At 57.9% G+C, this 25,804-nt stretch carries 27 protein-coding genes; 12 read left to right on the forward strand and 15 right to left on the reverse strand.

Translation table 11 applies throughout. From position 1 onward, the window contains the following. Positions 1-2: 2 nt before the first annotated feature. From IT895_RS14635 to IT895_RS14650, 4 genes are all read right to left on the reverse strand, one after another. Positions 3-974 carry an arsenic resistance protein gene (locus tag IT895_RS14635; RefSeq protein WP_085917196.1) on the reverse strand — a complete coding sequence of 324 codons (972 nt, stop codon included), beginning with the start codon at positions 972-974 and terminating at the stop codon, positions 3-5. A gap of 65 nt (positions 975-1,039) precedes the next feature. After that, a complete protein-coding gene (cfa, locus tag IT895_RS14640; protein WP_199283913.1) occupies positions 1,040-2,200 on the reverse strand; it encodes a cyclopropane fatty acyl phospholipid synthase in 1,161 nt (386 codons plus the stop codon). A gap of 155 nt (positions 2,201-2,355) precedes the next feature. After that, the gene (locus IT895_RS14645; protein ID WP_085917287.1) at positions 2,356-3,216 is read right to left on the reverse strand and encodes a universal stress protein; all 861 of its coding nucleotides are present in this window, start codon (positions 3,214-3,216) and stop codon (positions 2,356-2,358) included. A gap of 35 nt (positions 3,217-3,251) precedes the next feature. Further along, positions 3,252-4,742 carry a SulP family inorganic anion transporter gene (locus IT895_RS14650; RefSeq protein ID WP_199283914.1) on the reverse strand — a complete coding sequence of 497 codons (1,491 nt, stop codon included), beginning with the start codon at positions 4,740-4,742 and terminating at the stop codon, positions 3,252-3,254. 566 nt (positions 4,743-5,308) lie between these two features. On the opposite strand from IT895_RS14650, the gene IT895_RS14655 reads away from it, so the two are divergent. Further along, positions 5,309-6,322 (forward strand): isocitrate dehydrogenase, encoded by a 1,014-nt coding sequence (locus tag IT895_RS14655; RefSeq protein ID WP_199283915.1) that lies wholly within the window; start codon positions 5,309-5,311, stop codon positions 6,320-6,322. Between the two features lie 11 nt (positions 6,323-6,333). On the opposite strand, the gene IT895_RS14660 is transcribed toward IT895_RS14655, so the two are convergent. Continuing rightward, positions 6,334-8,472: a heavy metal translocating P-type ATPase gene (locus IT895_RS14660; RefSeq protein ID WP_199283916.1), complete on the reverse strand. Its 2,139-nt coding sequence runs from the start codon at positions 8,470-8,472 to the stop codon at positions 6,334-6,336. Between the two features lie 68 nt (positions 8,473-8,540). Between IT895_RS14660 and IT895_RS14665 the strand changes: the two genes are divergently transcribed. Further along, positions 8,541-9,005: a MerR family transcriptional regulator gene (locus tag IT895_RS14665; protein WP_085917191.1), complete on the forward strand. Its 465-nt coding sequence runs from the start codon at positions 8,541-8,543 to the stop codon at positions 9,003-9,005. A 12-nt stretch (positions 9,006-9,017) separates the two neighbouring features. Here the strand turns inward: IT895_RS14665 and IT895_RS14670 are convergent, their stop codons facing one another. The 3 genes from IT895_RS14670 to IT895_RS14680 all read right to left on the reverse strand — a co-directional run bounded on the left by IT895_RS14670 (position 9,018) and on the right by IT895_RS14680 (position 11,631). Further along, the gene (locus tag IT895_RS14670; RefSeq protein ID WP_085917190.1) at positions 9,018-9,797 is read right to left on the reverse strand and encodes a ZIP family metal transporter; all 780 of its coding nucleotides are present in this window, start codon (positions 9,795-9,797) and stop codon (positions 9,018-9,020) included. 57 nt (positions 9,798-9,854) lie between these two features. Further along, the gene (locus IT895_RS14675) at positions 9,855-10,439 is read right to left on the reverse strand and encodes a TetR/AcrR family transcriptional regulator (protein WP_176243602.1); all 585 of its coding nucleotides are present in this window, start codon (positions 10,437-10,439) and stop codon (positions 9,855-9,857) included. A 220-nt stretch (positions 10,440-10,659) separates the two neighbouring features. Then, positions 10,660-11,631, reverse strand: coding sequence for a sulfurtransferase (locus IT895_RS14680; protein WP_199283917.1), 972 nt, complete (start codon positions 11,629-11,631; stop codon positions 10,660-10,662). Positions 11,632-11,884: 253 nt separating this feature from the next. On the opposite strand from IT895_RS14680, the gene IT895_RS14685 reads away from it, so the two are divergent. The 10 genes from IT895_RS14685 to IT895_RS14730 all read left to right on the forward strand — a co-directional run bounded on the left by IT895_RS14685 (position 11,885) and on the right by IT895_RS14730 (position 19,920). Beyond that, positions 11,885-14,176 carry a PqqD family peptide modification chaperone gene (locus IT895_RS14685; protein ID WP_199283918.1) on the forward strand — a complete coding sequence of 764 codons (2,292 nt, stop codon included), beginning with the start codon at positions 11,885-11,887 and terminating at the stop codon, positions 14,174-14,176. A gap of 57 nt (positions 14,177-14,233) precedes the next feature. Continuing rightward, positions 14,234-14,479, forward strand: a complete 246-nt coding sequence (locus IT895_RS14690; protein ID WP_085917186.1) for a hypothetical protein — start codon at positions 14,234-14,236, stop codon at positions 14,477-14,479. Positions 14,480-14,556: 77 nt separating this feature from the next. Beyond that, positions 14,557-15,105 (forward strand): DinB family protein, encoded by a 549-nt coding sequence (locus IT895_RS14695; protein WP_085917185.1) that lies wholly within the window; start codon positions 14,557-14,559, stop codon positions 15,103-15,105. Positions 15,106-15,362: 257 nt separating this feature from the next. Then, a complete protein-coding gene (locus tag IT895_RS14700; RefSeq protein WP_199283919.1) occupies positions 15,363-15,920 on the forward strand; it encodes a carboxymuconolactone decarboxylase family protein in 558 nt (185 codons plus the stop codon). Between the two features lie 65 nt (positions 15,921-15,985). Next, positions 15,986-16,552, forward strand: a complete 567-nt coding sequence (locus IT895_RS14705) for a sigma-70 family RNA polymerase sigma factor (RefSeq protein ID WP_233337268.1) — start codon at positions 15,986-15,988, stop codon at positions 16,550-16,552. A gap of 157 nt (positions 16,553-16,709) precedes the next feature. Beyond that, positions 16,710-17,141 carry a DoxX family protein gene (locus IT895_RS14710; protein WP_085917182.1) on the forward strand — a complete coding sequence of 144 codons (432 nt, stop codon included), beginning with the start codon at positions 16,710-16,712 and terminating at the stop codon, positions 17,139-17,141. Positions 17,142-17,183: 42 nt separating this feature from the next. Then, complete coding sequence (locus tag IT895_RS14715) at positions 17,184-17,504, forward strand: hypothetical protein (RefSeq protein ID WP_199283920.1); 321 nt, start codon at positions 17,184-17,186, stop codon at positions 17,502-17,504. A 49-nt stretch (positions 17,505-17,553) separates the two neighbouring features. Beyond that, a complete protein-coding gene (locus IT895_RS14720; RefSeq protein WP_085917180.1) occupies positions 17,554-17,754 on the forward strand; it encodes a zf-HC2 domain-containing protein in 201 nt (66 codons plus the stop codon). A 10-nt stretch (positions 17,755-17,764) separates the two neighbouring features. Continuing rightward, on the forward strand, positions 17,765-18,427 hold the full coding sequence (locus IT895_RS14725) for a DUF3047 domain-containing protein (protein ID WP_233337269.1): 663 nt from the start codon (positions 17,765-17,767) through the stop codon (positions 18,425-18,427). Between the two features lie 221 nt (positions 18,428-18,648). Further along, positions 18,649-19,920: a methyl-accepting chemotaxis protein gene (locus IT895_RS14730; protein WP_199283922.1), complete on the forward strand. Its 1,272-nt coding sequence runs from the start codon at positions 18,649-18,651 to the stop codon at positions 19,918-19,920. Between the two features lie 88 nt (positions 19,921-20,008). On the opposite strand, the gene IT895_RS14735 is transcribed toward IT895_RS14730, so the two are convergent. From IT895_RS14735 to IT895_RS14765, 7 genes are all read right to left on the reverse strand, one after another. Then, positions 20,009-20,659 carry a peroxiredoxin gene (locus IT895_RS14735; protein ID WP_199283923.1) on the reverse strand — a complete coding sequence of 217 codons (651 nt, stop codon included), beginning with the start codon at positions 20,657-20,659 and terminating at the stop codon, positions 20,009-20,011. Between the two features lie 156 nt (positions 20,660-20,815). Continuing rightward, positions 20,816-21,868, reverse strand: coding sequence for a CNNM domain-containing protein (locus IT895_RS14740; RefSeq protein ID WP_085917176.1), 1,053 nt, complete (start codon positions 21,866-21,868; stop codon positions 20,816-20,818). Positions 21,869-22,113: 245 nt separating this feature from the next. Then, entirely contained in the window at positions 22,114-22,581 is a 468-nt protein-coding gene (locus IT895_RS14745; RefSeq protein WP_085917175.1) for an S-ribosylhomocysteine lyase, read from the reverse strand. A gap of 52 nt (positions 22,582-22,633) precedes the next feature. Then, the gene (locus IT895_RS14750; protein WP_085917174.1) at positions 22,634-22,981 is read right to left on the reverse strand and encodes a putative quinol monooxygenase; all 348 of its coding nucleotides are present in this window, start codon (positions 22,979-22,981) and stop codon (positions 22,634-22,636) included. 87 nt (positions 22,982-23,068) lie between these two features. Continuing rightward, entirely contained in the window at positions 23,069-23,527 is a 459-nt protein-coding gene (locus IT895_RS14755) for a DUF302 domain-containing protein (protein ID WP_085917173.1), read from the reverse strand. Between the two features lie 16 nt (positions 23,528-23,543). Continuing rightward, positions 23,544-24,221, reverse strand: coding sequence for a haloacid dehalogenase type II (locus IT895_RS14760; RefSeq protein WP_085917172.1), 678 nt, complete (start codon positions 24,219-24,221; stop codon positions 23,544-23,546). Positions 24,222-24,336: 115 nt separating this feature from the next. Then, on the reverse strand, positions 24,337-25,770 hold the full coding sequence (locus IT895_RS14765; protein WP_085917171.1) for an aminotransferase: 1,434 nt from the start codon (positions 25,768-25,770) through the stop codon (positions 24,337-24,339). Positions 25,771-25,804 lie beyond the last annotated feature (34 nt).

Raw genomic sequence — 25,804 nt, forward strand, 5'->3', positions numbered from 1 at the left:
ACCTAATATTCTCTCGTATCGGCCGGTGAGTGTTTTACCAGCCGCGGCACCCAGGCGAGATACGTCACCATGCCCAGCAATTCGACCAGTGACTGCAGGACAATGACCACCACCGATGCTGCCCAGATATCGGGCAGCGCAATCGCCAACGGAAGTACCACAAAGGAATTGCGGGTACCGAGGCTGAAAACCAGCGTCCGGCCAGAAGCCGTGGGAAGGCGAAACAGCATGTGGAGCGTCTTGCCGACCAGGGCTGCAACCAGCAGATAGAGCACAAAAAGCACGGCGATTTGACCCAGCATCTCCTGCGACTCAATAATCAAGTGCACTTGCGAGGCCGCAATCAAGAACACCACTGCTGTCAGCAAAGGCACGGGTAGCCAGCCCATCACCTCAACGCCTCGCTTGAGTACAGCAGATTGCGCGGCGCCTGTTTCGGTCAGCCAGGCAAGTAGCAACGGCGTTACGATCAGTCCCCAAAAGGCAGGTAATAATTCGCTCAGCAGATGGTCACTGACAAGCTGCTCGCCCATCATTAACGTGACATAAAGCGGCAGCAGCGTTATCTGCAGCAAGAGCAGTACCGGCGTCGCGGCAATTGCCTTGGCACTATCCCCCTGCCCAAGATGGGTAAAGCTGATAAACCAGTCGGTGCAGGGCACCAACAACACCAGCAGGACGCCGAGCAGCACAGCACCTTTCAACCCAAACAGCGTGGCCAACCCCCACACCACCAGCGGCATGACAATAAAGTTACCTAGCGCCAACGCGCTCATAAAGCGTCGGTCTTTGAATGCTTGCGGGATATGTAGCAGCGGTACTTGAGTAAAGGTCGCATACAGCAACAAGCCAAGCAGTGGCCAGAGGGCAACGTTCCATGCCTGAATCACTTCCCAACGCGCCCCCAAACCAATACCGGCAAGGATGGCAACGAGATAAAGCCAGACTTGATACTTTTCCAGGGTTTCGCGCATCAAGGTAGTGTCGGATCCAGAGAAAAATGTCCCTCTCAGGGGCGTTGGTCGTGCCTAAACGATGATTAGCTCACGCGCTCATAACCGCCCACCACGCCTTTCTTGCTCAGCACGAACTGCCAAAGCTGGATTTCCCGCGCACGGAAAGCAGCCGCACAGCTCAGCAGGTAATAACGCCACATGCGGTAGAAGGTCTCATCAAAACGGTAGCGGAAGTTTGGCCAGTTGGTTTCGAAATTGGCGTGCCAGGCCATCAGGGTCTTGTCGTAGTCAGCGCCGAAATTATGTACATCTTCAACGACAAATAGCCCTTCTGCCGCATCGGTGACCTGGCCCATGACCGGCAACTCACCATTGGGAAAAATATACTTGTCGATCCAGGGATCGCAGGCCGTGGCGCGCAGATTTTTACCAATGGTGTGAAGCAGGAAGAGGCCGTCGTCTTTCAGGCAACGATGCGCCACCTCCATGAACTCGCGATAGTTTTTATGCCCCACGTGTTCAAACATGCCAATACTGACGATACGGTCAAACGTCTCGGTTTCATCGCGGTAGTCCCGCAGACGGAACTCCACCGGCAATCCGTTTTTCATCAGGCGCTGGCCAAACTCTGCCTGCTCTCTGGAGATGGTCAGGCCAACACATTCGACGCCATAATGCTCGGCGGCGTAGGCCATGAAACTGCCCCAGCCGCAGCCAATATCGAGCACCCGCATGCCGGGCTCCAGATTCAACTTACGACAGATCAGGTCGAGTTTGGCCTCCTGAGCATCGTCCAGATTGGTGGCATCTTTCCAGTACCCGCAGGTATAGGTCATACGCTTGTCGAGCATGCCCGCGTAAAACTCGTTACCCAGGTCGTAATGTTTTTCGCCCACTTCCCAGGCACGTTTGGCACTTTGCCGATTGATCAACCTGGCACGCAGGGAATGATAAATCAGTTGCGTGGGCTTGATCCGCTGATGAAGCTGAGCACGCATCAGGCGATAAAAGAATTGATCCAGCGACTCAACCTCCCAGTCGCCTTGCATATAACTTTCGCCAAACCCCAGGTTGCCTCGCGAAAGGGCGCTATCGATAACGCCAGGGGCTTTCAGTTGAATATCCCAGGACCTCTGGCCATTGATTTCAATATCGGCTTGCTTGAGCAGGTCGGCAACGAACCGATGGGAAGGTGAACGCTCGTCGAACACCTCACTTTTTTTCCCCAATATTGGTAAGTTCAAGGTAACACCCCCGCCTATCCCGTGAGTGAATTAGTAACACCTCAGTTAAGCATAGAACCAACGTCGACATTAGGTGAAGTGCCTTAATAGTCACACCACCCACAATGATAAAAAAAACCGGCACACTCACTGTACGAGGGCCGGTTTCGGGGAGCTTAACGCAATATCAACACGGGTATGGTGCTCTTGCGCAGCATGTCGGTGGTCGTGCTGCCCACCAACAGGTGGCGTATGCGCGAATGGCCATAGGCCCCCATGACCATCATGTCGATGTCATTGTCCTTTGCGTAGGCATGAAGTGTTGTTTCCACTTCACCGGCGCGAATCGCCCCTTCGGCTTCGTGGCCGGCCTCGCGCAGGGTGGAAAGCGCCCACTCGAGCTGCGAGCTGTTTTCGCCGGTATCGGCGCCGACGATGACCACATGGCAGGCAATACCGCTGAACAGCGGGCTCTTGGCGAGCATTTCAATGCCCTTCCGCGCCGTCTTGCTGCCGTCGAACGCCATCATGACCTTTGCCGGGGTTTTGAAACCGCCTCGCGGCACCATCAGAATCGGCCGGTGCATTTCGCGCACCACGCGTTCAAGATTGGAACCCAGATGGCCGCTGGCCTGGTCGGCGGTTTCGCCGCGCTTGCCCACGACCAGCAGACGCACATCGTTTTCGAGCTCCACCAGGGTTTCCACCAGGGTGCCGTTGCGCTGGCGGGTGGCCGGGTCGGCGATGCCGTCTTCAGCGGCACGCGCCTTGGCCGCCTCGAGCATCAGCTTGCCCTGCTCACGGTTGACCTTGGCCCGCTGTTCATCAAGATCGGAAAGCTCTTCCATGAGCTTTTCCCGCGCGCCGAGGCGCAGACTCCCCGACAGGTTGGCGTCCTCGCTGGTTTGCGGATGGTTGTCCACCACGTGGACGAATACCAGCGGCGCGTTCAGCGCCTGGCTGGCCCAGGCGGCGTAATCGCAGACGCTTTCTGAAAACGATGAGCCGTCGATGGCGGCCAGTACCTGACCGGACATTGAGAATTGATCAGACATTGTGCACTCCTTGCTGATTAGTGGCCGCCCATGAGTTTTTCTACCGCCACGGGGTCGTCATGTACGGCGTAACGATCCACCACGGTGGCGCTCGCCTCGTTGAGGCCGATCAGCTCAACCTCGGTGCCTTCACGGCGGAACTTGATCACCACCCGGTCCAGCGCCTGTACGGCGGTGATATCCCAGAAGTGAGCCCGCGATAGATTGATGGTGACCTTGTCGATGCTTTCCTTGAAATCAAACGCTTCGATAAAGCGCTCGGAGGAGGCAAAAAACACCTGGCCCACGACCTGGTATTCGCGCTCGCTACCTGGCGCGACTTCCGTCGAGCCGATGTACATGATGTTGCCGACCTTGTTGGCGAAGAACATCGCCGCCAGCAGAACGCCCACGAAGACACCAATCGCCAGGTTGTGAGTGCCGACGGTGACCGCCACGGTCGCCACCATCACAATATTGGTGCTCATGGGGTGTTTCTTGAGGTCGCGAATCGACTCCCAACTGAAGGTACCCACCGACACCATGATCATGACCGCGACCAGCGCCGCCATGGGGATCTGGGAGACCCAGTCGGCGAGGAACACCACCATCAACAGCAGCGCAATGCCGGCAATCAGGGTCGAGGTGCGTCGACGGCCGCCGGATTTTACGTTGATCACCGACTGGCCGATCATCGCACAGCCCGCCATGCCGCCGATCAGGCCCGAACCGATGTTGGCAATGCCCTGGCCTTTACACTCACGATTTTTATCGCTCTTGGTATCGGTCAAATCATCGATGATCGTCGCGGTCATCATTGATTCCAGCAGGCCAACAATCGTCAGCATCAGCGAATACGGCAGGATGATCATCAGGGTATCAAGATTTAGCGGCACATCTGGCCACAGGAAAATCGGCAGGCTATCGGGTAGCTCACCCATATCACCCACACTGCGGATTTCCATGCCGGTCATCATATAAACCGCGGTTAGTACCACAATGCACACCAGCGGCGAGGGAATCATCCTGCCGATAGCGGGCACATAGGGAAAGCCGTAGATGATCGCCAGCCCTGCCGCCGTCATGGCGTAAACGTGCCAGGTAACGTCGGTCAGCTCGGGCAGCTGGGCCATGAAAATCAGAATCGCCAAGGCATTCACGAACCCCGTGACCACCGAGCGCGAGACAAAGCGCATCAGGTCGGCAAGCTTCAGGTAGCCGGCGATAATCTGCAGCACGCCGGTCAACAGCGTGGCGGCCAGCAGATACTCGAGCCCGTGCTCCTTGACCAGGGTGATCATCAATAGCGCCATGGCCCCGGTGGCAGCCGAGATCATGCCGGAGCGGCCGCCGGTGAAGGCGATGATCACACAGATGGCGAAGGAGGCGTAAAGCCCGACCTTGGGGTCGACCCCCGCAATGATGGAGAACGCGATCGCCTCGGGAATCAGGGCGAGTGCCACCACGATACCCGCCAGGGTGTCGCCCTTGAGGTTCGAAAGCCAAGACTGTTTAAATTTTTCGTACATGCGGGGGTCCATAGTTAAGGGTTAACGACAGGCCGCAAGCCTGTGGCGTAAAACGCCCGACAGCGGCGCGTAAAGCGCTTGGGTCATACAAGACGGTGCTTGAGTGCTTGAGTGCTTGAGTGCTTGAGAGATTGACGTCCGGTGACGCCAGGACATAGCAAAGGCGATATGCAATATACCGCCAGGCGATGACAGCCGGGTGAAGGCGTCATGCAAAGCAAAATAGGAAGGGAGGCCTAGGGTGGAGTCATCAGCCCTGAGGTGGCAAATGCCGGTAATGTCATAAACAAGGTCACTGTGTCATCTACACGGATTCGTCTATATGCCTGCCCTGAAAATAAGGGCGGCAGCAGAAGGCGCAAGATTCTAACAGTAATTTTACCACGCTGCACCCGGCCATCGCCGTTGGCGTTCTTTGACAACGGTCAGGAAGGCACCATGTTCGACGACCGCAGGGTGCCCAAGCCCATAACTTTGGCGTACCATTGCAACGCAATATATCGACTGATCGAGTCCCAACTTTCCACGTTGAAGCGGCACCCCCGCCGAGAGAAGAGGAGCAGTAGATGAGCCATTCCATAGCAGTGATCAAAGGCGACGGTATCGGCCCCGAAATCATGGACGCCACGCTTCGCGTGCTGGATGCCCTGGATTGCGGTTTGGATTACGAATTTATCGATGCAGGACTTGGCGCGCTGGAAAAACACGGTACGCTGATTCCTCAGGCATCGCTGGATGCCATCGAAAAACACGGTATCGCGCTCAAGGGCCCGCTCACCACGCCGATTGGCAAAGGCTTCTCCTCGATCAACGTGCAGCTTCGCCGTCACTTCGACCTTTACGCCAACGTGCGCCCTGCCATCAGCTTTCCCGGTACTCAGTCACGCTACGACAACATTGACATGATCACCGTGCGGGAAAACACCGAAGGGGCTTACCTCGCCGATGGCCAGGAATATATCGATGATGGCAACACCGCCCTGTCAGTCATCAAGGTGACCCGTAAAGGCTCCGAGCGCATTGTGCGTTATGCCTTTGAATTGGCGAAAAGCAACGGCCGCAAGAAAGTCACTGCCGTGCATAAAGCCAACATCATCAAGACCAGCTCAGGGCTTTTCCTGGATGTTGCCCGGGAAATCGCCGAGGAATATCCCGACATCGAATTCCAGGAGATGATCGTCGATAACGCCTGCATGCAACTGGTCATGAACCCGCATCAGTTCGACGTCGTGGTGACCACCAACCTGTTTGGCGACATCATGTCAGACCTTTGTGCGGGTCTGGTCGGCGGGCTTGGCCTGGCACCGGGCGCCAACATCGGCGAAAAAGCGGCGATCTTCGAGGCTGTGCACGGCTCCGCGCCGGATATCGAAGGCAAGAAGATCGCCAACCCCTGTGCGCTGCTGCTGGCCGCGGCGCAGATGCTCGACCACCTGAACATGGACGACAAAGCCACCGCCATTCGCAAGGGGATTCGCGACGTGCTGGAAAACCGCCGCGATATGGTCACCCCGGACATGGGCGGCACCGGCACCACCGATACCTTTGCCGACGCACTGGTCGACTACGTCGGTCATTAAGCAGCTACCGCTCACCGGCCCTCAGTAACGGCCGGTGAGCGAAACCGGTAGCCCAACAGGCGCATCGCATTAAGCGTGACCAACACGGTAGCGCCGGTGTCAGCCATTACTGCCACCCACATGCCGGTGATGCCCAGTACGGTCGACACCAGAAACAACGCCTTGAAGCCCAGCGCCAGCGCCACGTTGGTCTTGACGTTGTTCAGTGTCGCCCGGGACAGCGCGATGAGTTCGGCAACCCCCATCACACGGTTCTTCAGCAAGGCCGCATCGGCGGTTTCCAACGCCACATCGGTTCCACCGCCCATGGCGATCCCCACGTCGGCGGCCGCAAGCGCCGGGGCATCGTTAATACCGTCACCCACTTTACCCACGGTCCCCAGTCCCTGGGCCTGCCAGTCCCGCACCCGCTGGGCCTTGTCCTCGGGCATCAGCTCGCCTTCGGCCTCAATACCCAACTGCTTACCCATGGCGGCCACCGTGCGCGCGTTATCGCCGCTGAGCATCACCACGCTGACGCCCAGGCGTTTGAGCGCCTCAATCGCGGCTGGCGTATCCTCACGGGGTTCGTCGCGCAGTGCCAACACGCCAAGTGCCTTGCTTTCAGCCAGCAACAGGACCACCGTTTTACCCTCTGCTTCCAGCGCGGCAATTCGCGCTGACTGTGTCTCGGTCCCCTGCCAATGGCGCGGGCTTGTGAGGGTTAACTGCCGGCCCTCGAACCGACCGCTGACACCCTGCCCGGCCTGAGCCTGCCCCTCGGATGCCCTGCCAAGCCACAGCCCCAACTGCTCTGCATGCTGCACAATGGCCTGGGCAACCGGGTGGCTTGAGTCCTGCTCCAGCGCGGCGGCCAACCTGACCACCTCGTCCTCGCTCGACTCGGTCCATGCTTCAACATCGGTCACGCTGGGCGCACCAGCGGTCAGGGTCCCGGTTTTATCCACCGCCACGCGCTGGAGCTTGCCCAGCTGTTCAAGCACGGCACCGCCCTTGATCAAAAGACCACGCCGCGCGGCGGTTGAAAGCCCCGCGGCAATGGCCGCCGGCGTCGAGATGACCAGCGCACACGGACAGGCAATCAACAGAAGTGCCAACGCCCGATAGATCGACTCGGACCAGGCAAGCCCGGTCAGCCAGGGCGGCACCACCGCGACAAGCACGGCCACACCGACGACCAATGGCATGTACCAGCGGGCAAACCGGTCGATAAAGCGCGCCACTGGCGCTTTGGCGGCCTGTGCTTCTTCGACCAGGTGAATAATCCGGGCAATGGTATTGTCAGCAGCCCCCCGAGTGACTTCCACCTCTAACGCCGCGTTGAGATTGACCGTGCCCGCCCAGATATCCTCGCCGGTGGCACGCTGCCGGGGCACCGACTCGCCGTTGATAGGCGACTCATCGAGCTGGGAGGTTCCTGCGACAATACGCCCATCGCAAGGCACGCGGTCCCCCGGGCGCACCAATACCCGCTGGCCGGGCGTCAACGTATCAGCTGCTACATCGCGGATGGCTTCCCCTTCAAGTAGACGCGCCGTCGCCGGCGTCAGATTGCCTAGCGCCGCGATGCGCCGCCGCGCCTGCCCGGCCGCCACCCCTTCGAGCAGCTCACCCACCGCGAACAAGAACACCACCATGGCCGCTTCAGCGGCGGCCCCGATGGTTAAAGCCCCCAGGGCCGCGATACTCATCAGCATTTCAATGGTCAGAGGATTGCCCATGCGCAGTGAGCGCCAGGCGGCTTGCCCGATTGGCACCCATCCGATCAGCGTGGCCAAGATGAATGGCCAGGCACCCACTTCGGGCAGACGCCAGGCCAACAGCCACGCCATTACCAGCAGTGCGCCACTGATCAGTACCAGCCGTCCTTTTGCCGTTCCCCACCAGCGCGGCGTCGATGCCGTGGATGGTGAGGCGTCAATCACCGGATAGCCAAGCTTGGACAGGGTGTGTGTCAGGGCGTCATGGTCCAGCGCCTGATCGGCATAAGCGGTCACGCTTACCGTACCGCTCATGCTTGAGGCGCTGACTTTTTCAACCTGCGACAACCCTTCTAGCGCTGCCTCTACCTTGCGTTCACAGCCGCCACAGTCCATGCCCTGGACGTTCAGACGCGCGGTGTCGCGGGTGTCTTGCTGGCGAGTGGTCATGGCATCATCCTTCCCGTTCGGCTATCGTGGGAATAGCGTAATACCTGTAGTCACTAGAGGTTTAAGCCATGACCAACACGTCCAGCCATGCCGCTATCGGCATTGGCGAACTCGCCAGCCGGACCCACTGCAAGCCGGAGACCGTGCGCTATTACGAGAAGATCGGCCTGCTACCCGCCGCCCCGCGTAATGATGGCAACCAGCGGCGCTACAGCGAGGCTACGGTGCAGCGGTTGATGTTTATTCGACACGCGCGGGATTTTGGTTTTTCGGTGGAGGCCGTGCGGGAGTTACTCGATATGGCCGATCACCCGAGCCAGCCGTGCGAGCAGGTCGATAGCCTGGCAAGGCGGCACCTGGCGGAGGTGGAATCGCGCATTCAGCGGCTGATGGTTCTGCGCGACGAACTGAAGCGGACGGTCGCCCAGTGCGACGGCGACAGCGTGGCTCAGTGCCGGATTATCGAGGTGTTGAGCGACCACCGGCTGTGCAGCCACGATGCCGCCCATGGCGGCGCGGAGGCGCTACGCTAATACGGCGGCGCGTCATGCCCCCAGCCACACGTCGAGGAACAGCATGATCACCAGGCCGATGGCCAGACCAAAGGTCGCCTTCTTCTGGTGACCGCAGCGATGGGTCTCGGGAATGATTTCATGGCTGATCACGTAGAGCATGGCCCCGGCGGCAAAAGCCATGCCCCAGGGCAGTAATATCTGCGAGACGCTGATAATGCTGGCGCCGAACAGGCCGCCGATAGGCTCGATCAGTCCAGTGAGCGCAGCAATCGTCCACGAGCGAACCCGTGAATACCCCTCACCCATGAGCGCAATCGCCACGGCCAGCCCTTCCGGTATGTTTTGCAGGCCAATGCCGATCGCCAGCGGCATGCCGCCCTCCAGGCCGTTGGCGCCGAATCCAACGCCTACCGCCATGCCCTCGGGCAGGTTATGAATGGCAATGGCAAACACGAACAGCCAGACCCGCCGCAGCGAGGCAGCTTCGGGGCCTTCGCGGCCCTGCTGGAAATGCTCGTGGGGCAGGCGCTCATTGAGCAGCGCAATCGCGCCCATGCCCAGCAGAATCGCCGCGCAGACGATGGCGGCAGGCACAGGGCCACCCGCATAGTAGATTTCGGCGGCGTCCAGCGCCGGGATGATCAGTGAAAAGAATGACGCCGCCAGCATGACGCCAGCGGCAAACCCCAGTGCCAGGTCACGAAAGCCGCGGTCAGGCGTTTTGCCCAGCAATACCGGTAGTGCGCCGACGGCTGTCAACGACCCGGCCACAAGGCTACCCAAGAAACCTAGTAAAAACGTATTTTCCATGCGCCAAGCAGGCCTTGTATCTAGAGAATCAGCGCCGGGGGTTATGTCTAGTCTAGCCTACCCCAGCCCGCGCAGAATAAAGTTTACCGTTTGCCGTGCCTGTTGCTGAGAAGCCCCGCTCTTCATCAACAGCCGCAAACCGGACATGGACAGCGTCAAGAATTGCGCGGCGCTGTCCGGATCCCGCGTATCAGTTATGCTGCCTTCCCGCTGAGCGCGTTTGATCACCTCGGAGAAGAATGCATTGATGCTGGCCACGCTGTCCCGGGCAGTCTGAGCCGGAAGCGAGTCTTCTCCGCCCAGTTCGGTGGCAGAATTGAACAGCAAACAGCCGAGCGATGCCTGTTGGCTGTCGGTATCAGCGGCTGAATGCAAAAGCTGCTCGATAAACGACCAGGCGCTATCGGCAGCGTCCAACTGTTCTGCCAGCGACGCCAACAGCTCTTCGCGATAATTCTGCAGGGCTAACAGGAACAGCGCCTCTTTGTTACCGAACGCCTGGTACAGGCTGCTGCGCGACAGCGCCATGGCGTCCAGCAGATCACGCATGGACGTATGGTAGTAACCGGAGCGCCAGAAGGTGTTAACCGCGGCCTTTAGCGCTTCTTCAGGCTGATGCTGTAGGGGTCTGCCGATGGTCATCGTCACCACTCTTGGAAGCTGTCGCCCACTATTCAACAGGGCAATCACGATCTGGAACATCAATCTAACATGCCGCAGGGGCATTAGGGGAGTCAGCGCCCCTATTGATCGCGGGGCGAGGAAAAGCGACACGAGGCCACCAACGAAGAAACCGCAACGCTCATCCCCGGCGCGGCCTGGCCGAACCGGGGATGGGATGCGTCCAGAGGGCGTTGAAAGCTTAGTTCAGCAGTTCTCTGACCTGCTTGATGCCTTCGCGGGCAAGCTGCACCGGGCGGGAATCGCTGAGGGTCCAGGCGGCCATCGAGCCGTCATACATGGCGATATTGTCGAACCCGGCGACTTCGCTGAGCACGAACCAGTCGGTAGCAGCCCAGTGACCGGTGTTGCAGAAGGCAATCGTGCGCTCACTGCTATCCAGTTCCACGGCATTGATGCGCGACTGCAGACCCTCGACGTCCAGATAGTAAGCGCCGTTCTGGTCGTTCAGGTGCGACTGGTGGGGCAGGCTCCGCGCGCCCGGAATCGTACCGGCGACCCGTGCCGCGGAGGATTGGTTGTCACCGGCGAAATAGTCGGCGGGCCGGGCGTCGACCAGCTGCGCCTGGCTTTCCCGGGCGGCTTCCACGTCCTCGGTTGACGCAATCAGCTCTTCACGGAGTGTGGCGTCGAACTCGGCGGCATCGTATGGCTCAGGCGCGCCGCTTGCCACGTCAAAACCCTGCTGCTCCCAGCCCGCAAAGCCGCCGTTGAGGATGGCAACCTCGTCGTGGCCGAGGACTTTAAGCGTCCAATACACCCGCGCTGCACTGCCGAAGTCGGTGGCGCCGGTACCGGCGGGCACAATCACCACCGCGCTGTCGTTATCGATCCCCAGGTCGCCAATCAGCGTTTCCAGATCGCTCACCTCGGGCATCAAGCCCGCAACGCTGTCGCGGGTTTCGCGCCAGCCGTCATCGGTGTAGCTTGAATAACGGCTGCCCGGAATGCGCGCCTCGGCAAAGCTCTCGGCATCGCCACCATCGTCGATGGACGAGCGCACATCCAGTACCACAAGTTCCTCTTGATCAAGGTGTTCGTTCAGCCACTGGGCATCCACCAGCGGCGTCATTTCAAGCGGCGTTTCTTCAAGTGCTAGGGCCTGGACGGAAAACCCCAGGGCGCCGATCAGGCCCAATAGTAAGCGGGACATAAAACCTCCATTGCGGTCGCGAGCAACGCTCATCGACCTGAGTAAAACAGGCAAAAGAACGATTGGTACATTAATATGATAGTGGGTGATATAAAACCATTATCAAAATGCTTTTTTGGCATAACCGTATAGATAAACATACCAATGGTCGTGGCATCGGTGCAGGGTCTGCTTTTCACAATCGCTGAAAATGTTGTGTAAGCAATCGCGCTGATCGACCACTCACTGGTAACGACCCGACGAGGAGCCCAGGATGAGCGCGCACGCTACTCCCCCGCCACGCTTTTGGCTGAGCGGCAAACGCCATGCCGAGCAGGATGTTTTTTTTCGCCAGACGCTGGAAGCCAAGGGCTGGCAGCAAGGCGACGACGCGCAGTGGCAGGCAGCCTGGGTTACCGGCATGCCGCCCAGGGCGGCATTCAAGGCGACGTCTCCCAGCCGCGTGATGAACCACATTCCCGGCAACGCCGCGCTCACGGTCAAAAGCCGCCTGCATGCGGGGTTGAGAGGGCTGCGCGAACGCACCCGGCGCCACTTTGGGGAGGCGCATCCCAACACGGAACGGCTGAATTTCTTCCCGCGCGCCTATGAAATGCCCCACGACTACCCGGCGCTGGTCGAGGACGCCGCCGCGCATCCCGACAAGCGCTGGATCTTGAAGCCGACCAATGCGTCCAAGGGCCAAGGGGTTCAGGTGTTGCGCGATCCGACCAGCGCACCGCTGGAACCCAACTGGCTGGTGCAGGAGTATATTGCCAACCCGCACACCATCCGTGGCCACAAGTACGTGCTGCGCCTTTATATGCTGATTGCCAGCATTGACCCGCTACGCGTGTATCTCTACGACCAGGGCTTTGCCAAGCTGGCCTCGGCGCCGTGGAGCCCGGATGACATCGACAATCCCTTTAGCCAGCTGACCAACCCCGACATCAACGCGCTCAACCTGGACGCCGAGATTCCGGTGGAGTTTATCGACCTTGACCGCTATCGCCACTGGCTTCGCGAGCAGGGCCACGACGACCAGGCGCTGTTTAGCCAGCTGCAGGATCTGGCCACGCTGACCGCGCTGTCCGGCGTCGAGGCGATGCGCGCCCGCTCCCGGGAAGACGGCGCCGACCCGCGGGGCTGCTACGAGCTGATCGGCCTGGACTGCCTGGTCGACGACCAGCTAAAGCCATGGATTCTGGAGTGCAACCTGAGCCCCTCACTGGGCACCTGCGCCAAGCCCGAACATGGCGGCGTGGTCGAAGAGGCCGTCAAAACCGGGCTGGTGGAGGACATGATTGCCCTGACCGGGCTTGCTCAGCCACCCCGGGAGACGGCCACCTTCGATGCCGCGGCGCTGGCGGCCGAGCGCGAACGGGCGGGTGGCTTCGTGCCGCTCTACCCGACCCGGGACGCCCATCGCCACCTGCCCTTTGTCGGGCTACCCAGCCTTGCCGATTACCGGCTGGCGACCGAACTCGCCCCGCTGAGCCTGTCTTTCCACGGCCAGGACGTCAGCGAGCTTATCGATGACGATCGTCTGGCGCTTTACCACCACCCCAGCGGTCGCTACTTTCAGCTCAACGACAGCGCGGCGCTTATCTGGCTGCTGGTCAGCGAAGGCGCGCCGATCGAGAGCGTGCTAGAGCAGCTCCAGGCGGCTAGCGGCGGGCAGGTCGATGCCGACACCCTGGCCAGCGACCTCTGGGCGACGCTCTCGCTATGGTGGCAACATGGGCTGCTGGCGCCCGGGGATCGCGACACTTCAGTGCCCGACACGGCGTCACCCGCTCGCGAGCATCCCGCCACCTGGCGCGGTACGTTGTTTTTTGATCAGCGCTGCTGGTCGATCAGCGCGCCACAAGGCCCCGTGGCAACACGCATTGCCGAGACACTGGCGCCGCTGCTGGACGCCGACGGCAACGCCCCTGACACGTCGCTGCATATACTGGAAAGCGCCAACGGTTACTGCCTGACCAGCGACAGCCGCGTGATTCGCTCCCGCCTGCACCTCGACGACATCGTCCCTGCCCTCACCCAGCACTGCTTGTCCCACGCTACCGGTGACGGGCAGTTGGTGCTCGACGTCGTCCTGCTGAGTCGGCCGGAGGGGCATGTCGTCTGCGTGGTGCCCGACCAGGAGCCTGCCCAGGCGATGGGCACGCTGAAGGCTGTGGCGGAACGGAACGCCCTTGCCCTGACGCGCGGGGCACGCCTCTCACTGGCCACACCGGATACCCTGGAACCGCTTAATGTACCGCTTGGGGATGCCGGATTCCTGTTTCAGGAACGCGGCCCTTGCGTTGGGCTGTTATGGCTTGATGCCGACCCGAGCGACAGCCCGGAGGCGCCGTCATCGCTCGAGTTACTCGGCGCTTTGCTCCCCGCGACCCTGGAAACCGCAGAACACCCACAAGGCTTAAGCCCTGACGCCTTGACCGCGCTGCAGCACATGACTCAGGGCGCGCATTGTGCGCGGCTGGCCAGCACGCAGGTCGAGGCCGTCGGCCAGTGGCTTGACCGGACACCGCTTTCACCCTCTTCCCACGCCGCGGTATAGCGGCAGGAAGTCGCGCCATCTGGCGCATTTGCTTGTCACACCAAAAGGAGAAGCCTCATGTCTCAACACGAAGCTAAACGTCGTTTACTGAGCCGCCTTAGCCGTCGGTTCGGCTATACCGCCCCCGCCCTTGCGCTGGTCGCAGGTGGTCTGGCCTTTCAGGCCCAGGCCGACGAGCCCACCGACGGATTCACCTCGATGCAGGAAGCGCCCATGATGCTGGCAGAAGGTGGCGCTGAGGGCGAAGGCGAGGAAGAAATGGAAGGTGAAGGAGAAGGCGAAGGCGGTGCCGAAGCCGGCTAACACCGGCCTTGCCCACCAAGATAACTGCTTCTGTGCCGGTGTCCGCACCGGCACACTTCACCGGGAGGCTAACGACCATGTCGACATCACCACTGTCGCCACTGATTGACGAAAATGTGCAAACCCTCGCGCAGCTCGCCCAACTGCTGGGCCGCGTTTCGGCACACGATTACCAGCGCTCGCTCGGCGCCAAGGGGACTCAGTCGCTGGGCAAGCACGTTCGCCATATCCTTGAGCACTACCAAACCCTGCTGGATGCCTGCGCGACGACATCTACCCAGGCGATCTTTGACTATGAAAATCGCCCGCGGGAAGCGGCGCTGGAAACCCAGCCTGGCTATGCGAGTGACCGGACTGAAGCGCTTCAGGCGGGGCTCAAGGCATTAGCGACCATGCAACACGATGCCGCCCTAACGCTGAGCTATCCGGTTGAGGGTGACGTTGACGATTCGGTAGCACTGCCCACCAGCCTGGGCCGGGAGCTGGCATTTTTAACCAGCCACAGCATTCACCATATGGCGCTGCTGGGCCTGCTCTGCGAACAGCTGGGCATCGCGCTACCCGAGCACTTCGGCGTTCATCCATCGACGCTACGTTACTGGGAGCTACAGCATTCAGGCTCTTGAGAATCTACGCGCCACCCCACTTCCAAGCGCGTTTCCATTCGCCACATCACCTACTCGATCCCTGTTCAATTCCAGTGGAACACTACACGATTGCCTTTGCGTGGTAATAAAGATTCCGGCCACCAACGCTCAACGAAAGATACATGACAGAACCCTCATCGCGCCTGTTGTCAATTCTGAACCAATTGTTCCATAATCAATGAGTACAATGCAGCGATACTGCAGCAACCGTTTTTTATCAACCCAAAGAGAGCGACATGGCCGATTTCCCCTTACACACCGCCGATAGCGCCCCCGAAGCCGCGCAGGCAAACCTGAAAGCCGCCGAAAAGAAAATGGGCTTCCTGCCGAATATCTTTGCCAAGATGGCCGAGGCGCCGACGCTTCTCGACGCCTATATGACCCTTGACGGCATCTATGCCAAGACCAGCCTGAGCCCGGTGGAACAGCAAGCGGCCCTGCTCGCCATCAGCGCCGATAACCACTGTGCATTCTGCGTCGCCGCCCATACCGGTGGCATTAAACAAGCCGGCGCCGACGACGAGATCGTCAAGGATCTGCGCGACCGCAAGACACCCAACGATGCCAAACTGGCCGCCGTGACGCGTTTTGCACGCCACTTGAATGCTCAGCGTGGCTGGGCCGAGCAAGCCGAGCTGGATGCCTTCCTTGAAGCAGGTTTCACCCATCAGCAGGTGCTCGAGTTGGTCATTGCCTGCGCGCTAAAAACACTCTCGAACTACACTAACCACCTTGCCGGCACACCGCTCAACGAAGAGCTCAGGCCGCTTGCGTGGGAAGCCCCCACGTCATAAGGGATCAGAGGCGAGTATGAGCATGAACACTTTTCTGCTATCAGATCTTGTCGGTGAGGACTAACGTGACAACCGCCATGCGCTCACCCGATGAACATATTGCGGCGCTGCGACCCAAGCTCGTCGCCTTCGCTCGCTTACAGCTTCGCGATAACGCCGCAGCTGAGGATACCGTGCAGGACACGCTGGTCACCGCACTGGAAAAGCACGATACCTTTGCCGGGCGTTCCGCGTTCGAGACCTGGGTCTTCGGCATCCTCAAAAACAAGATTCTCGAAAGATTCCGCCAGCAAGACCGCTATGTCGCGTGGCAAAATGATGATCAGAGTGAGGACGATGCACTGGAAAGCCTCTTTCAGGACAACGGACGCTGGCGGGCAGCGAATCGTCCAACGCCATGGGGCGACCCAGATCAGATACTAGAAAACACGGCATTTTGGAAAGTACTGGATGCCTGCCTCATAGCACTGCCGGAAAACACGGCTCGCGTTTTCACGATGCGTGAACTCATGGAGCTTTCAACGCAGGAAATATGCCAGATACTGGACATAACAGAGACCAATTGCTGGGTCATATTGCATCGAGCTAGGCTAAAGTTACGCCACTGTGTTGAAAAAGGCTGGTTAGCCTAACGCTTCCCCCTCCCCCTCAAAATATGCGATCCGCTGTAAAGTTTTACGTCTCTTGCCCACTAAGACCTGTAAAGCACGGCTTGATGGCTTTTGAAGGCTAGCAGCTAACAATCGCTAAGAGATCAATAAGGCTTGGCATTGAGGAGGAGGCAATCAAATGCAAAACGATACGACCACACGCTCCCTAGAGGCATCTTTAATAGAACGCCATGCGCACTGGTTGTTGCGCCTGGGCTTGGCCAGTGTCTTTATTTTCATGGGAATCGACAAATTCATGGGCTCAGGGATTGCCGCATTTTCGGCCACGATGAGCCTACCGCTAATTCTTGGCGTTCTTGTTGCCCTAGGTGAGATTGGCACCGGTTTGCTTGTCGTCCTGGGTGGGTTGATGAAGAGTCGCTTGGGCGACCTCATAACTCGCCTAGGTGCGCTGGGTATGGTGCCCATCCTGCTCGGTGCCATCTTCATGGTGCACTGGGGGCAGTGGCACTTTATGTCCACCGCTTCGCACCCGCTGGGAGGCATGATGTTTCAGGTGACGCTCGCTATGATGGCAATCTATCTGCTAGCCAAAGGCAATAATGCTTAAAAACTTAACCTAATAAACTCATGCCTTTGTGAAGGAGGCTTTATGTCAGACAATAAACGACAAACGTTACTGGATAGCCTGACCAAAGGGTTCGCCTATGCGGTCCCCGTTCTGGCCCTGGTCGCCGGTGGGTCGGCAGTGCATGCCGTCTACTCCGACGTTACCACTGAATCCGGTTATTACATGATGGCCGCAGCAGAAGGTGGAGCCGAAGCTGAGGGTGGTGCTGAGGGTGAAGCCGAAGCTGAAGGTGGCGCCGAAGCCGAAGGTGCCGCTGAGGGTGAAGCTGAAGGTGGCGCCGAAGCCGAAGGTGCCGCTGAGGGTGAAGCTGAAGGTGGCGCCGAAGCCGAAGCCGCCTCATAAGTGGCAAGCTTAACTCACCCTGATCGCTCAACTAACCAAGGAGTCTTCTATGCTGATGTGCCGTGAAGCGACACGCTTGATGTCGCTTAAGCAGGACAAGGCGCTCACCTTACGGGAACGAGCGGCGCTGCGTTTTCACCTTTCCATGTGTGGGGCCTGCCGTGCTTGCGCCCGTCAGTTTGATCTGCTGCACGCCATTGGTGAACACCACCCTGCCGCATTGAAAACGACATCGACATCCGATGACTAGGAGTTGCGCTATGGCGATACGCCCACTTGAAATCGCTGTGGTTATCGTCGGTTCGCTGGCGATCAGCAGCGCGGCAACGGCAGATATATTATTGACGCCCAACCAGATCATGACCTGGCCCACCCGCAGTTTTGACGGTGAGACCCATTACGAGATCGTCGAAAAGGATGGTGCCAGGGTGCTAATGGCCCAATCACAGGGCCAGGCATCGGCACGCTATCTGGAACGCGAAATCGACCTCGATGAAACACCCTACCTGCACTGGTGCTGGCAGGTGGATTCCACCTACCCGGGACTCGATGAGACCACCAAGGCGGGCGACGACTACCCTGCTCGTGTCTATGTCGCTCGCAAAACAGGGCTGTTGCCCTGGCAGGTACAGTCCGTCAACTATGTATGGTCGTCCACGCAGGACGCTGGCAGCGCCTGGACCAATGCATTTACCGACCGTGCCGAATTGATGGCCTTGCAGGGCGGCACCTCGAAGGTCGGCAAATGGGTCGCTGAAGTACGCGACGTGCGCGCCGACTTTGCCAACTTGTTTGGTGACACGGTGAGCACCATCAACGGCGTCGCCTTGATGAGCGATGGCGACAACTCAGGCAGTGACGCCACCGCCTGGTTTAGCCAACTCGGGTTCTCCGCGACTAAACAGCTGCCTAATTGCCCATAAAAACGGCTTCTCGAACTCCCCGGACACTTGATACCCAGACTCTTGCATACCGCCCATCAAGATTATCTTGAGGTATGTAAACAGTTTTTTGATCTACCGTTGGCTCTTCAAGGCGACAAGGGATGTCAATCTCGCCGCTTTCGTATAGGATATGTACAACTATTAAATAACAGCAATACACTGATTACTCAGGCGGCTTAGAAGACAAGGGACTTAAGACAATGATTTTTAACAACACGACTAACGCTCATCGACGTGCCTTGATGCAACACACCGCCTGTATAGAGTTTACCCCTGACGGTATTATTCTTGACGCCAGTAAACAGTTCCTGGATGCGGTTGGCTATTCGCGAGAAGCCGTCAAAGGCCAGCATCACCGACTGTTCTGCACGGAAAAAGAGGCGAGTTCTTCAGCGTACCGATCATTCTGGCGGTCGCTTTCTGAAGGTGAAAGCCATCAGGGTACGTTCAAGCGCATAGATGCCAGGGGCCAGCCAATATGGCTTGAGGCTACCTATGTGCCTGTTTGTAACCGACAAGGACGTGTTGTCAGCGTCTTCAAGGTCGCCAATGATGTAACGGCCGAGCACCAGGAAGCGGCGCGCAAGGACGCTGTTCTGCAAGCGCTTGATAGCTCCATGGCAGTGATTGAATTCACCCCGACAGGCGACATCATCAACGCCAACACCAACTTCGAGCAAGCGGTAGGCTACACCAATGAACAGTTGGCAGGTACGCATCATCGTCAACTTTGCCCGCCCTCGTTTTATCAACAAAACCCGCATTTTTGGGAAGAGCTGGCCAGAGGCGAGTTCAAGCAAGGCAAGTTTGAGCGATTGGATTCGCGAGGCAGAAGCCTCTGGTTGGAGGCGACTTACAACCCGATTACGGATGCCAACGGCGAGGTGTTTAAAGTGGTCAAGTTTGCCACCGACATTACCTCGGCCATGCAGGAAGCCCAGGCTGCCAACCAAGCAGTGTTGACGGCGCAATCGACATCATCGGAAACCGAACAGATTGCCCAGAGCGGCCTGTCTCACTTGCAGCGTGTACTGGAGGATGCCCAGCAATCAGCCCAGGCGCTGTCTGAGGCGCAACGCCTGGTTGAATCGCTCAACGAGCAGGCAAAAAATATCAACATGATTACTGAGGCCATCGCCAACATTGCCAACCAGACCAATTTACTTTCGCTTAATGCGGCGGTGGAAGCCGCTCGCGCCGGAGAGCAGGGGCGCGGCTTTGCCGTTGTTGCCAATGAGGTTCGCCAACTGGCCAAAGGGTCGAGTGAAGCGGTCGACAGCATTACCCTGGTGCTCAGGGAAAACAGTGACCTTGTTACACGCACCACTCAGACCATGAAGCAAGTCATAGACCGCAGCGAGTCGAGCCAGGCAAGCATCAGCGAAATTGAAACGATCGTGAATGAAATACTGACGGGGTCGCGTAATGTATCGTCGTCTATCGACCAGCTAACGCTCAAAGCCGCCAGCTAGCTTTCCTGGCCATCATAAAAAGTGCCAGCCTTTTGAAAGGCTGGCACTTTTTTTGGCAGGTTTTCATTCCCCGCCTTCAAGATGCAACTTACTTCAACGGCGTTTTACGCAGATACGGCAGCACCGTCTCGTAATCGCCGAATTTTTGCTTCGCATCTTCGTCGGAGACGCTGGGCGGGATAATCACATCCTGCCCGACGGTCCAGTCTGCCGGGGTCGCCACGCCGTGCTTGGTGGTAGCTTGCAAGGCATCCAGTGCGCGCAGGATTTCAGCGAAGTTGCGGCCTACGGTCATCGGGTAGGTCATGGAGAGCTTGAGCTGCTTGTCAGGCCCGATGATGAAGACCGAGCGTACCGTGGCGCTGTCAGCGGGCGTGCGGCCATCCGGTAGATAGGCGTCTTCCGGCAACATGTCGTAAAGCTTGGAGACAGTCAGCCCGTCATCGGCAATGATCGGAAAATCAACGTCGCTGCCGCTCACGGTTTTAATGTCGTCGCCCCAGCGCTTGTGATCTTCCACGCCATCGACCGAAACACCAATCACCTTGGTACCGCGTTTCTTCCACTCACCGCTTAACGTGGCGACGGCACCAAACTCGGTGGTGCACACGGGCGTAAAGTCTTTGGGGTGAGAGAACAGGATCGCCCAGCTGTCGCCAATCCAATCGTGAAAGCGAATGGGTCCATGGCTGGTTTCGGCTTCAAAATCGGGAACCACTGCATTGATACGTAGTGACATGTTTTCCTCCTGTGGGTCAAAACCCCTAATGCTTTATGCGCCTTTCAGATCCATCACTATAGAACATAAAGTGCTAAGCAAGCCAATCAAAACCATCACACCGTGATAAAAACGGCATAAGCAAAGGCATTGATTACTCTGGACGGTATATAAAAATTAGGCGCTATGAGAACCAGCCGACTTTTCAGCGGCTTTGGTTTCTCGTTTGACTCGCTTCAGCCATACCTGTTTGGCGTAGCTGCGCAAGTTGTCAACGTCGTCGGTCTCGTCGACGATATCCTGCCCAAGAATCGTCTCAATGATATCTTCAAGGGTAATCAAGCCAACGAAGGTACCATGCTCGTCGTAAATCACTCGCATGTGCAGCCGGTCACTGAGCATTGAAGCAAACACCTGCTCCACATTACTTGAGACATCCACACTGGCAATCGGATGCATCATGTCTTTCATGATGCTGTGCTCATCCGCATGATACATATCCGCTTTATGCACATAGCCAAAGGCCTGCTCACCATTATCCATGACCGGAAAGCGAGTGAACGGTGTATGGCTGTAAGTTTCTTCAAATTCTCCCACCGTCAGATGGGGCAGCACTGTCTGGCAGACAGTGCGCGGTGTCATCGCCTTGCCTACCGGAATTTCGTGCAAATTGAGCATATTGACGATGGTGCGGGTTTCATCGGCATCCAGGACTTTTTCTTCCAGCCCCACCCGGGCAAGCACTTTGATTTCATCGCGAAGATCAACATCGTGCTCAGACTTGCCCAGGCGACGGGTGATTTGCTCCGACATCCAGATAAACGGCAGCAGAATGATGATCATCGGCTTGAGCAGACGCGGCAACAGCGGCGACAACCCCCGCCAGTAAGTCGCCCCAATCGTTTTGGGGATAATCTCCGAGAGCACCAGAATCAGCATGGTCATCACCGCCGATACGATGGCAATAGAGGCTTCGCCAAATACCACTGCGGCCTGGGCGCCAACGGCGGTGGCCCCTACCGTATGGGCAATCGTATTAAGGGTCAGAATAGCCGCGAGCGGGCGATCAATATTGTCTTTTAACTGCGTCAGCGATGCATGAAGCTTGGGGTTATCTTCTTTCTGCTTGGCGATGTAGCTTGGCGTGATAGAAAGTAATGCCGCTTCAAGAATCGAGCATAGAAAGGAAAAACCGATGGAGAAGGCGGCAATCGTGATCAGAAGGACCATGTAAGGCTCATGTAAGGAATGATAGGTATGTTATAGGACCATGGACCACCAGAATCAACAGGCGGTTCAATAAAGCGTCTTTTCCACTGTCGAAGCCGAAAACCGCTGCACCGGACAAGCCATTACATTAGCCTGGACAGAGAGCGGCGGCCAGTCATGCGGTCAACCGAGAAGTCATAAAGCTAGAACGCCTCCCGTCAGGAGGCGCTTGGCTAACAGCCTTTACTTCTGCTTCCTTTTACCACTCAGGCAAACACTTCAGTCCACTCGCTACGTTTTTCCAGCAAGGCTTTGGCAAGCTCCTGAGCACCTTCCAGGCTATGGCTCGCTGCCCAGCCACACTGCATTTCGTTGCAGGCAGGCACTTCGGTAGCTTCCAGCACATCGTTTAGCGTTTTCTCGACAATGGACACCACTTCATCGTAGTCATCGTGGTTGATCATCGCGATATAAAAGCCGGTTTGGCAGCCCATCGGACTGATATCCACCACTTTATCGGTGTGGTTGCGCGATTTTTCGGCCAGCAGGTGCTCCAGCGAATGCAGCGCAGGCATGTCCATATGGCCTTTATTGGGCTGGCAAATGCGCAGGTCGTATTTATGAATACGATCTCCGTTTTCGCCTTCTTTGATATCAGCTAAACGGATATAGGGCGCTTTCACCTTGGTATGGTCCAGGTTAAAGCTTTCAACGTTCATTTTTTGCTCGGCCATATTGGCTCCTCTCCGTTTGCGTATTGACTCAACCTTATTCTACACCTTTAAGCTACACGTTTGGCGCGTCGAAGTCCCAGGGCTCGTCGGTGTACACACACACGTTGGCATCTTCGATATCGCCATCGGGTGCTTCAACGTGCTGGGCAAAAAAATCCTGGATTTCCTTGCGCTGGCAGTGGGCTTCAAACTCTTCGCGGCTGGCCCAAATTTCGTGGAAAACGATCGGGTAGCTGGTGCCCTGAGCAAAGGGGTTATCGATCTGTCGCGTCACGGTGTAGTGGATGCAGGCATCTTCGCGATGCGCATTGGGTTCTAACGCCTGCAGCGCTTTAAACACCGCTTCTTCTTTACCGGGCTTGGGCTTGAAACCCGCCACACAATAGATTTTTTCTGACATGCTTATACCCTGAGTCATTGAACGCTTGCGTATTATGCGCTTTGCCACGCCACCTGGACAATGTGACTTGACCAAGGTTCGACAGTTTTACTGAGCAGCGCTCTCTGCGACGTCACGTAGCACATCCGCCACATTACCGAGGGGCAGATCGCACCCTTCCAAACCATGGCGTTCAGCAAGATAGTGAGGGTCGTTCCACTCCAGACGCACGCCGTCGTCGGTTTCGCGCACCACCATCTTTTGCGGAAGGTCCAATGCGACGCTTCCCTGGCACTGCATCATGGGGGTGCCGACCTTGGGATTACCAAAGATAAACGTCATGGTAGGCGGTAGCTCAAGGTCGTTGTTGGCCGCGTTTTGCCCGTGATTGACGGTGGCCATAATGTTCAGGCCATTATCCTCCAGCGCCGTATTAAGCTGCCTCACGACGGTGCTGTAAGCTGAATCACTGATGACATGTTCAATGCCGTTGTCACGCTCGGCAAGAACCGGCTGGCTCAACAGTCCGCCAAGTACCGCGATTCCCAACCCATAAAAAGGGCGCATAGTTCCTCCTTGTCAATTATTTGAGCAGCCGGTTAGCCAGGGTTTCCAGATCGGTGACCGTCATATCGGGTTCGATTCCCCAGGGGTCGAAGGGGGCATCAGAGCTGCGGCGTACCCAGGCACTGCGCAACCCCGCATGGGTCGCTCCGATCACATCAAAAGGATTGCTGGAAATCAGCCAGGTATTTTCAGGGCGGGTTTCCAACCGGGTCCTTAAAAACGCATACACCGCCGGGTCGGGCTTGAAGCGCTTGATATCGTCAACACTGACAACGTCATCCATATGCTGGTCAACGCCTGCACGTTTCAGCAGCGCCGAGACGGCGTCAGACGTGCCATTGGAAAACGCCACACAACGCATACCGGCATCGCGAAGCTGGTCAATCGCTGGCACGACATCAGGAAAGGCGGGCAATTCGGCATAAACCGCCATCAGGTGATCATAGTCATTGTCGGAGAGGCCGGTTTGCAACGCACGGTCGGTGAATACCAAGGCTTCCCGGGTGCATTCTACAAACGGCACATAGGCGCCCATCAAGCCATGGCGAAAGCTGTACTCCAACTGCTTGTCGCGCCAACGGCGGGCAAATTCGGCCGCTTTATCCCGCTCGGGCAGACGTCTTTCAAGCTCAGCCTTAACCCCCTGGGTATCAATCAGCGTGCCGTATACATCGAAAGCTAATACGGGCTGCATGGAAACTCCTTAGTTTCACGGATTATGGCGTGTATTTAGCATAGTCGAGGCGTTGAAAAACAAAAACGCCGCTGCCAAGAATCAGGCAGCGGCGTTTTGGCTATCGCCCTACGAATCAGACCGTAAACGCGGCTTCCTTTTCACCGGTTTTCAGGTCGCCTGCGCGCACCAGCTCATCGGTAACACGGTCGATGGCGCGCTTGGCGCGGCCAATCATCTCGTCCACCTCACCGCGATTAATGGTCAGCGGCGGCGCAAAGCCGAGAATATCGCCCTGGGGCATGGCGCGGGCAATCAGGTTCTCTTCCATGGCGGCCGCCGCCACACGAGGCCCAACTTTCAGCGCCGGATCAAAATGCAGGCGCTGTTTGGCATCCGGTGAGAACTCCAGCGCCGCCATCAGGCCAACACCGCGAACATCACCTAGCAGCGGGTGGCCTTCAAAGGTGGCCTTGAGCTGCTGCTGGAAGTAGGCGCCAGTTTCGGCCGCGTTGCCCACCAGGTTTTCGCGCTCGATGATCGCCAGGTTGGCAAGTCCGGCCGCGCAGCCCAGTGCATGGCCAGAGTAGGTCCAGCCGTGGCCGATGGGGCCATACTCGCCGGTGCCCTGCTCGAGTACCTGCCAGACTTTCTCGCCTACAATGACACCGGAGAGTGGCTGATAGGCGCTGGTAAGGCCTTTGGCGATGGTCACCAGATCAGGCTTCATGTTGTAGTGGTGGCTGCCGAAATCAGAGCCCGTGCGGCCGAAACCACAGACCACTTCGTCGGCAATCAGCAGGACATCGTACTTGGCCAGTACCGTTTGAATCGCGTCCCAATAGCCTTCCGGCGGCGGCACGATGCCGCCGGTGCCTAACACAGGCTCACCGATAAAGGCGGCTACCGTGTCCGGTCCTTCTTCCAGAATCATCGCTTCCAGCTTGTCGGCGCAGAAAGCCGAGAACTCAAGCTCGGACATGCCGTGCTGTTCGGCGGCGCGCAGGTAGTAATGCGGTGCTTCGGTGTGGCGGATGGTCTCAATCGGCAGATCGAAATGATCGTGGAACGCTTTCAGACCGGTCAGTGACCCCGATGCAATACCGGAACCGTGGTAGCCCCGCATCCGCGAAATGACCTTTTTCTTCTGTGGGCGACCCAGCACGTTGTTGTAGTAGCGCACAATCTTGAGCTGGGTTTCGTTGGCGTCCGAACCGGACATGCCGTAGTAAACCTTCGACATGTTCATACCGGCGATTTTCAGAATCTGCTCGGAAAGCTCAATCTGCGGTTCATTCGAGTGGCCCACATAGGTGTGGTAGTAAGAGAGCTCCAGGGCTTGCTTGTAGATCGCCTCGGCCACTTCGGTGCGACCATAGCCAATATTGACGCAGTAAAGCCCGGCAAAGCCGTCGATAAACTCGCGACCGTCTTTATCCACGATATTGATACCTTGACCGCCGGTAATTACGCGCCCCGGGGCATCGCCATGGGCGAAGTCGCGCAGATGAGTGGATGCGTGGAAGGTGACGTTGCGATCACGTTCAATCAGATCCTGGTGCAAGCTCATAATGTTCTCTCTATACGGTAAACCTCCCCGATCA

It is taken from the genome of Halomonas sp. A40-4 (assembly GCF_015767635.1).
GTDB classification, from domain to species: domain Bacteria; phylum Pseudomonadota; class Gammaproteobacteria; order Pseudomonadales; family Halomonadaceae; genus Vreelandella; species Vreelandella janggokensis.

What these genes read in the sequence shown, in the direction of transcription:
- IT895_RS14660 (WP_199283916.1), bottom strand. Translation starts at nt 8,472, where the DNA reads ATGACCACTCGCCAGCAAGACACCCGCGACACCGCGCGTCTGAACGTC.
- IT895_RS14680 (WP_199283917.1), bottom strand. Translation starts at nt 11,631, where the DNA reads ATGTCCCGCTTACTATTGGGCCTGATCGGCGCCCTGGGGTTTTCCGTC.
- IT895_RS14735 (WP_199283923.1), bottom strand. Translation starts at nt 20,659, where the DNA reads ATGTCACTACGTATCAATGCAGTGGTTCCCGATTTTGAAGCCGAAACC.
- IT895_RS14720 (WP_085917180.1), top strand. Translation starts at nt 17,554, where the DNA reads ATGCTGATGTGCCGTGAAGCGACACGCTTGATGTCGCTTAAGCAGGAC.
- IT895_RS14695 (WP_085917185.1), top strand. Translation starts at nt 14,557, where the DNA reads ATGTCGACATCACCACTGTCGCCACTGATTGACGAAAATGTGCAAACC.
- IT895_RS14730 (WP_199283922.1), top strand. Translation starts at nt 18,649, where the DNA reads ATGATTTTTAACAACACGACTAACGCTCATCGACGTGCCTTGATGCAA.
- IT895_RS14685 (WP_199283918.1), top strand. Translation starts at nt 11,885, where the DNA reads ATGAGCGCGCACGCTACTCCCCCGCCACGCTTTTGGCTGAGCGGCAAA.
- IT895_RS14740 (WP_085917176.1), bottom strand. Translation starts at nt 21,868, where the DNA reads ATGGTCCTTCTGATCACGATTGCCGCCTTCTCCATCGGTTTTTCCTTT.
- IT895_RS14700 (WP_199283919.1), top strand. Translation starts at nt 15,363, where the DNA reads ATGGCCGATTTCCCCTTACACACCGCCGATAGCGCCCCCGAAGCCGCG.
- IT895_RS14655 (WP_199283915.1), top strand. Translation starts at nt 5,309, where the DNA reads ATGAGCCATTCCATAGCAGTGATCAAAGGCGACGGTATCGGCCCCGAA.
- IT895_RS14765 (WP_085917171.1), bottom strand. Translation starts at nt 25,770, where the DNA reads ATGAGCTTGCACCAGGATCTGATTGAACGTGATCGCAACGTCACCTTC.
- IT895_RS14635 (WP_085917196.1), bottom strand. Translation starts at nt 974, where the DNA reads ATGCGCGAAACCCTGGAAAAGTATCAAGTCTGGCTTTATCTCGTTGCC.
- IT895_RS14745 (WP_085917175.1), bottom strand. Translation starts at nt 22,581, where the DNA reads ATGGCCGAGCAAAAAATGAACGTTGAAAGCTTTAACCTGGACCATACC.
- IT895_RS14670 (WP_085917190.1), bottom strand. Translation starts at nt 9,797, where the DNA reads ATGGAAAATACGTTTTTACTAGGTTTCTTGGGTAGCCTTGTGGCCGGG.
- IT895_RS14750 (WP_085917174.1), bottom strand. Translation starts at nt 22,981, where the DNA reads ATGTCAGAAAAAATCTATTGTGTGGCGGGTTTCAAGCCCAAGCCCGGT.
- IT895_RS14650 (WP_199283914.1), bottom strand. Translation starts at nt 4,742, where the DNA reads ATGTACGAAAAATTTAAACAGTCTTGGCTTTCGAACCTCAAGGGCGAC.
- IT895_RS14725 (WP_233337269.1), top strand. Translation starts at nt 17,765, where the DNA reads ATGGCGATACGCCCACTTGAAATCGCTGTGGTTATCGTCGGTTCGCTG.
- IT895_RS14760 (WP_085917172.1), bottom strand. Translation starts at nt 24,221, where the DNA reads ATGCAGCCCGTATTAGCTTTCGATGTATACGGCACGCTGATTGATACC.
- IT895_RS14690 (WP_085917186.1), top strand. Translation starts at nt 14,234, where the DNA reads ATGTCTCAACACGAAGCTAAACGTCGTTTACTGAGCCGCCTTAGCCGT.
- IT895_RS14645 (WP_085917287.1), bottom strand. Translation starts at nt 3,216, where the DNA reads ATGTCCGGTCAGGTACTGGCCGCCATCGACGGCTCATCGTTTTCAGAA.
- IT895_RS14710 (WP_085917182.1), top strand. Translation starts at nt 16,710, where the DNA reads ATGCAAAACGATACGACCACACGCTCCCTAGAGGCATCTTTAATAGAA.
- IT895_RS14665 (WP_085917191.1), top strand. Translation starts at nt 8,541, where the DNA reads ATGACCAACACGTCCAGCCATGCCGCTATCGGCATTGGCGAACTCGCC.
- IT895_RS14675 (WP_176243602.1), bottom strand. Translation starts at nt 10,439, where the DNA reads ATGACCATCGGCAGACCCCTACAGCATCAGCCTGAAGAAGCGCTAAAG.
- IT895_RS14755 (WP_085917173.1), bottom strand. Translation starts at nt 23,527, where the DNA reads ATGCGCCCTTTTTATGGGTTGGGAATCGCGGTACTTGGCGGACTGTTG.
- IT895_RS14715 (WP_199283920.1), top strand. Translation starts at nt 17,184, where the DNA reads ATGTCAGACAATAAACGACAAACGTTACTGGATAGCCTGACCAAAGGG.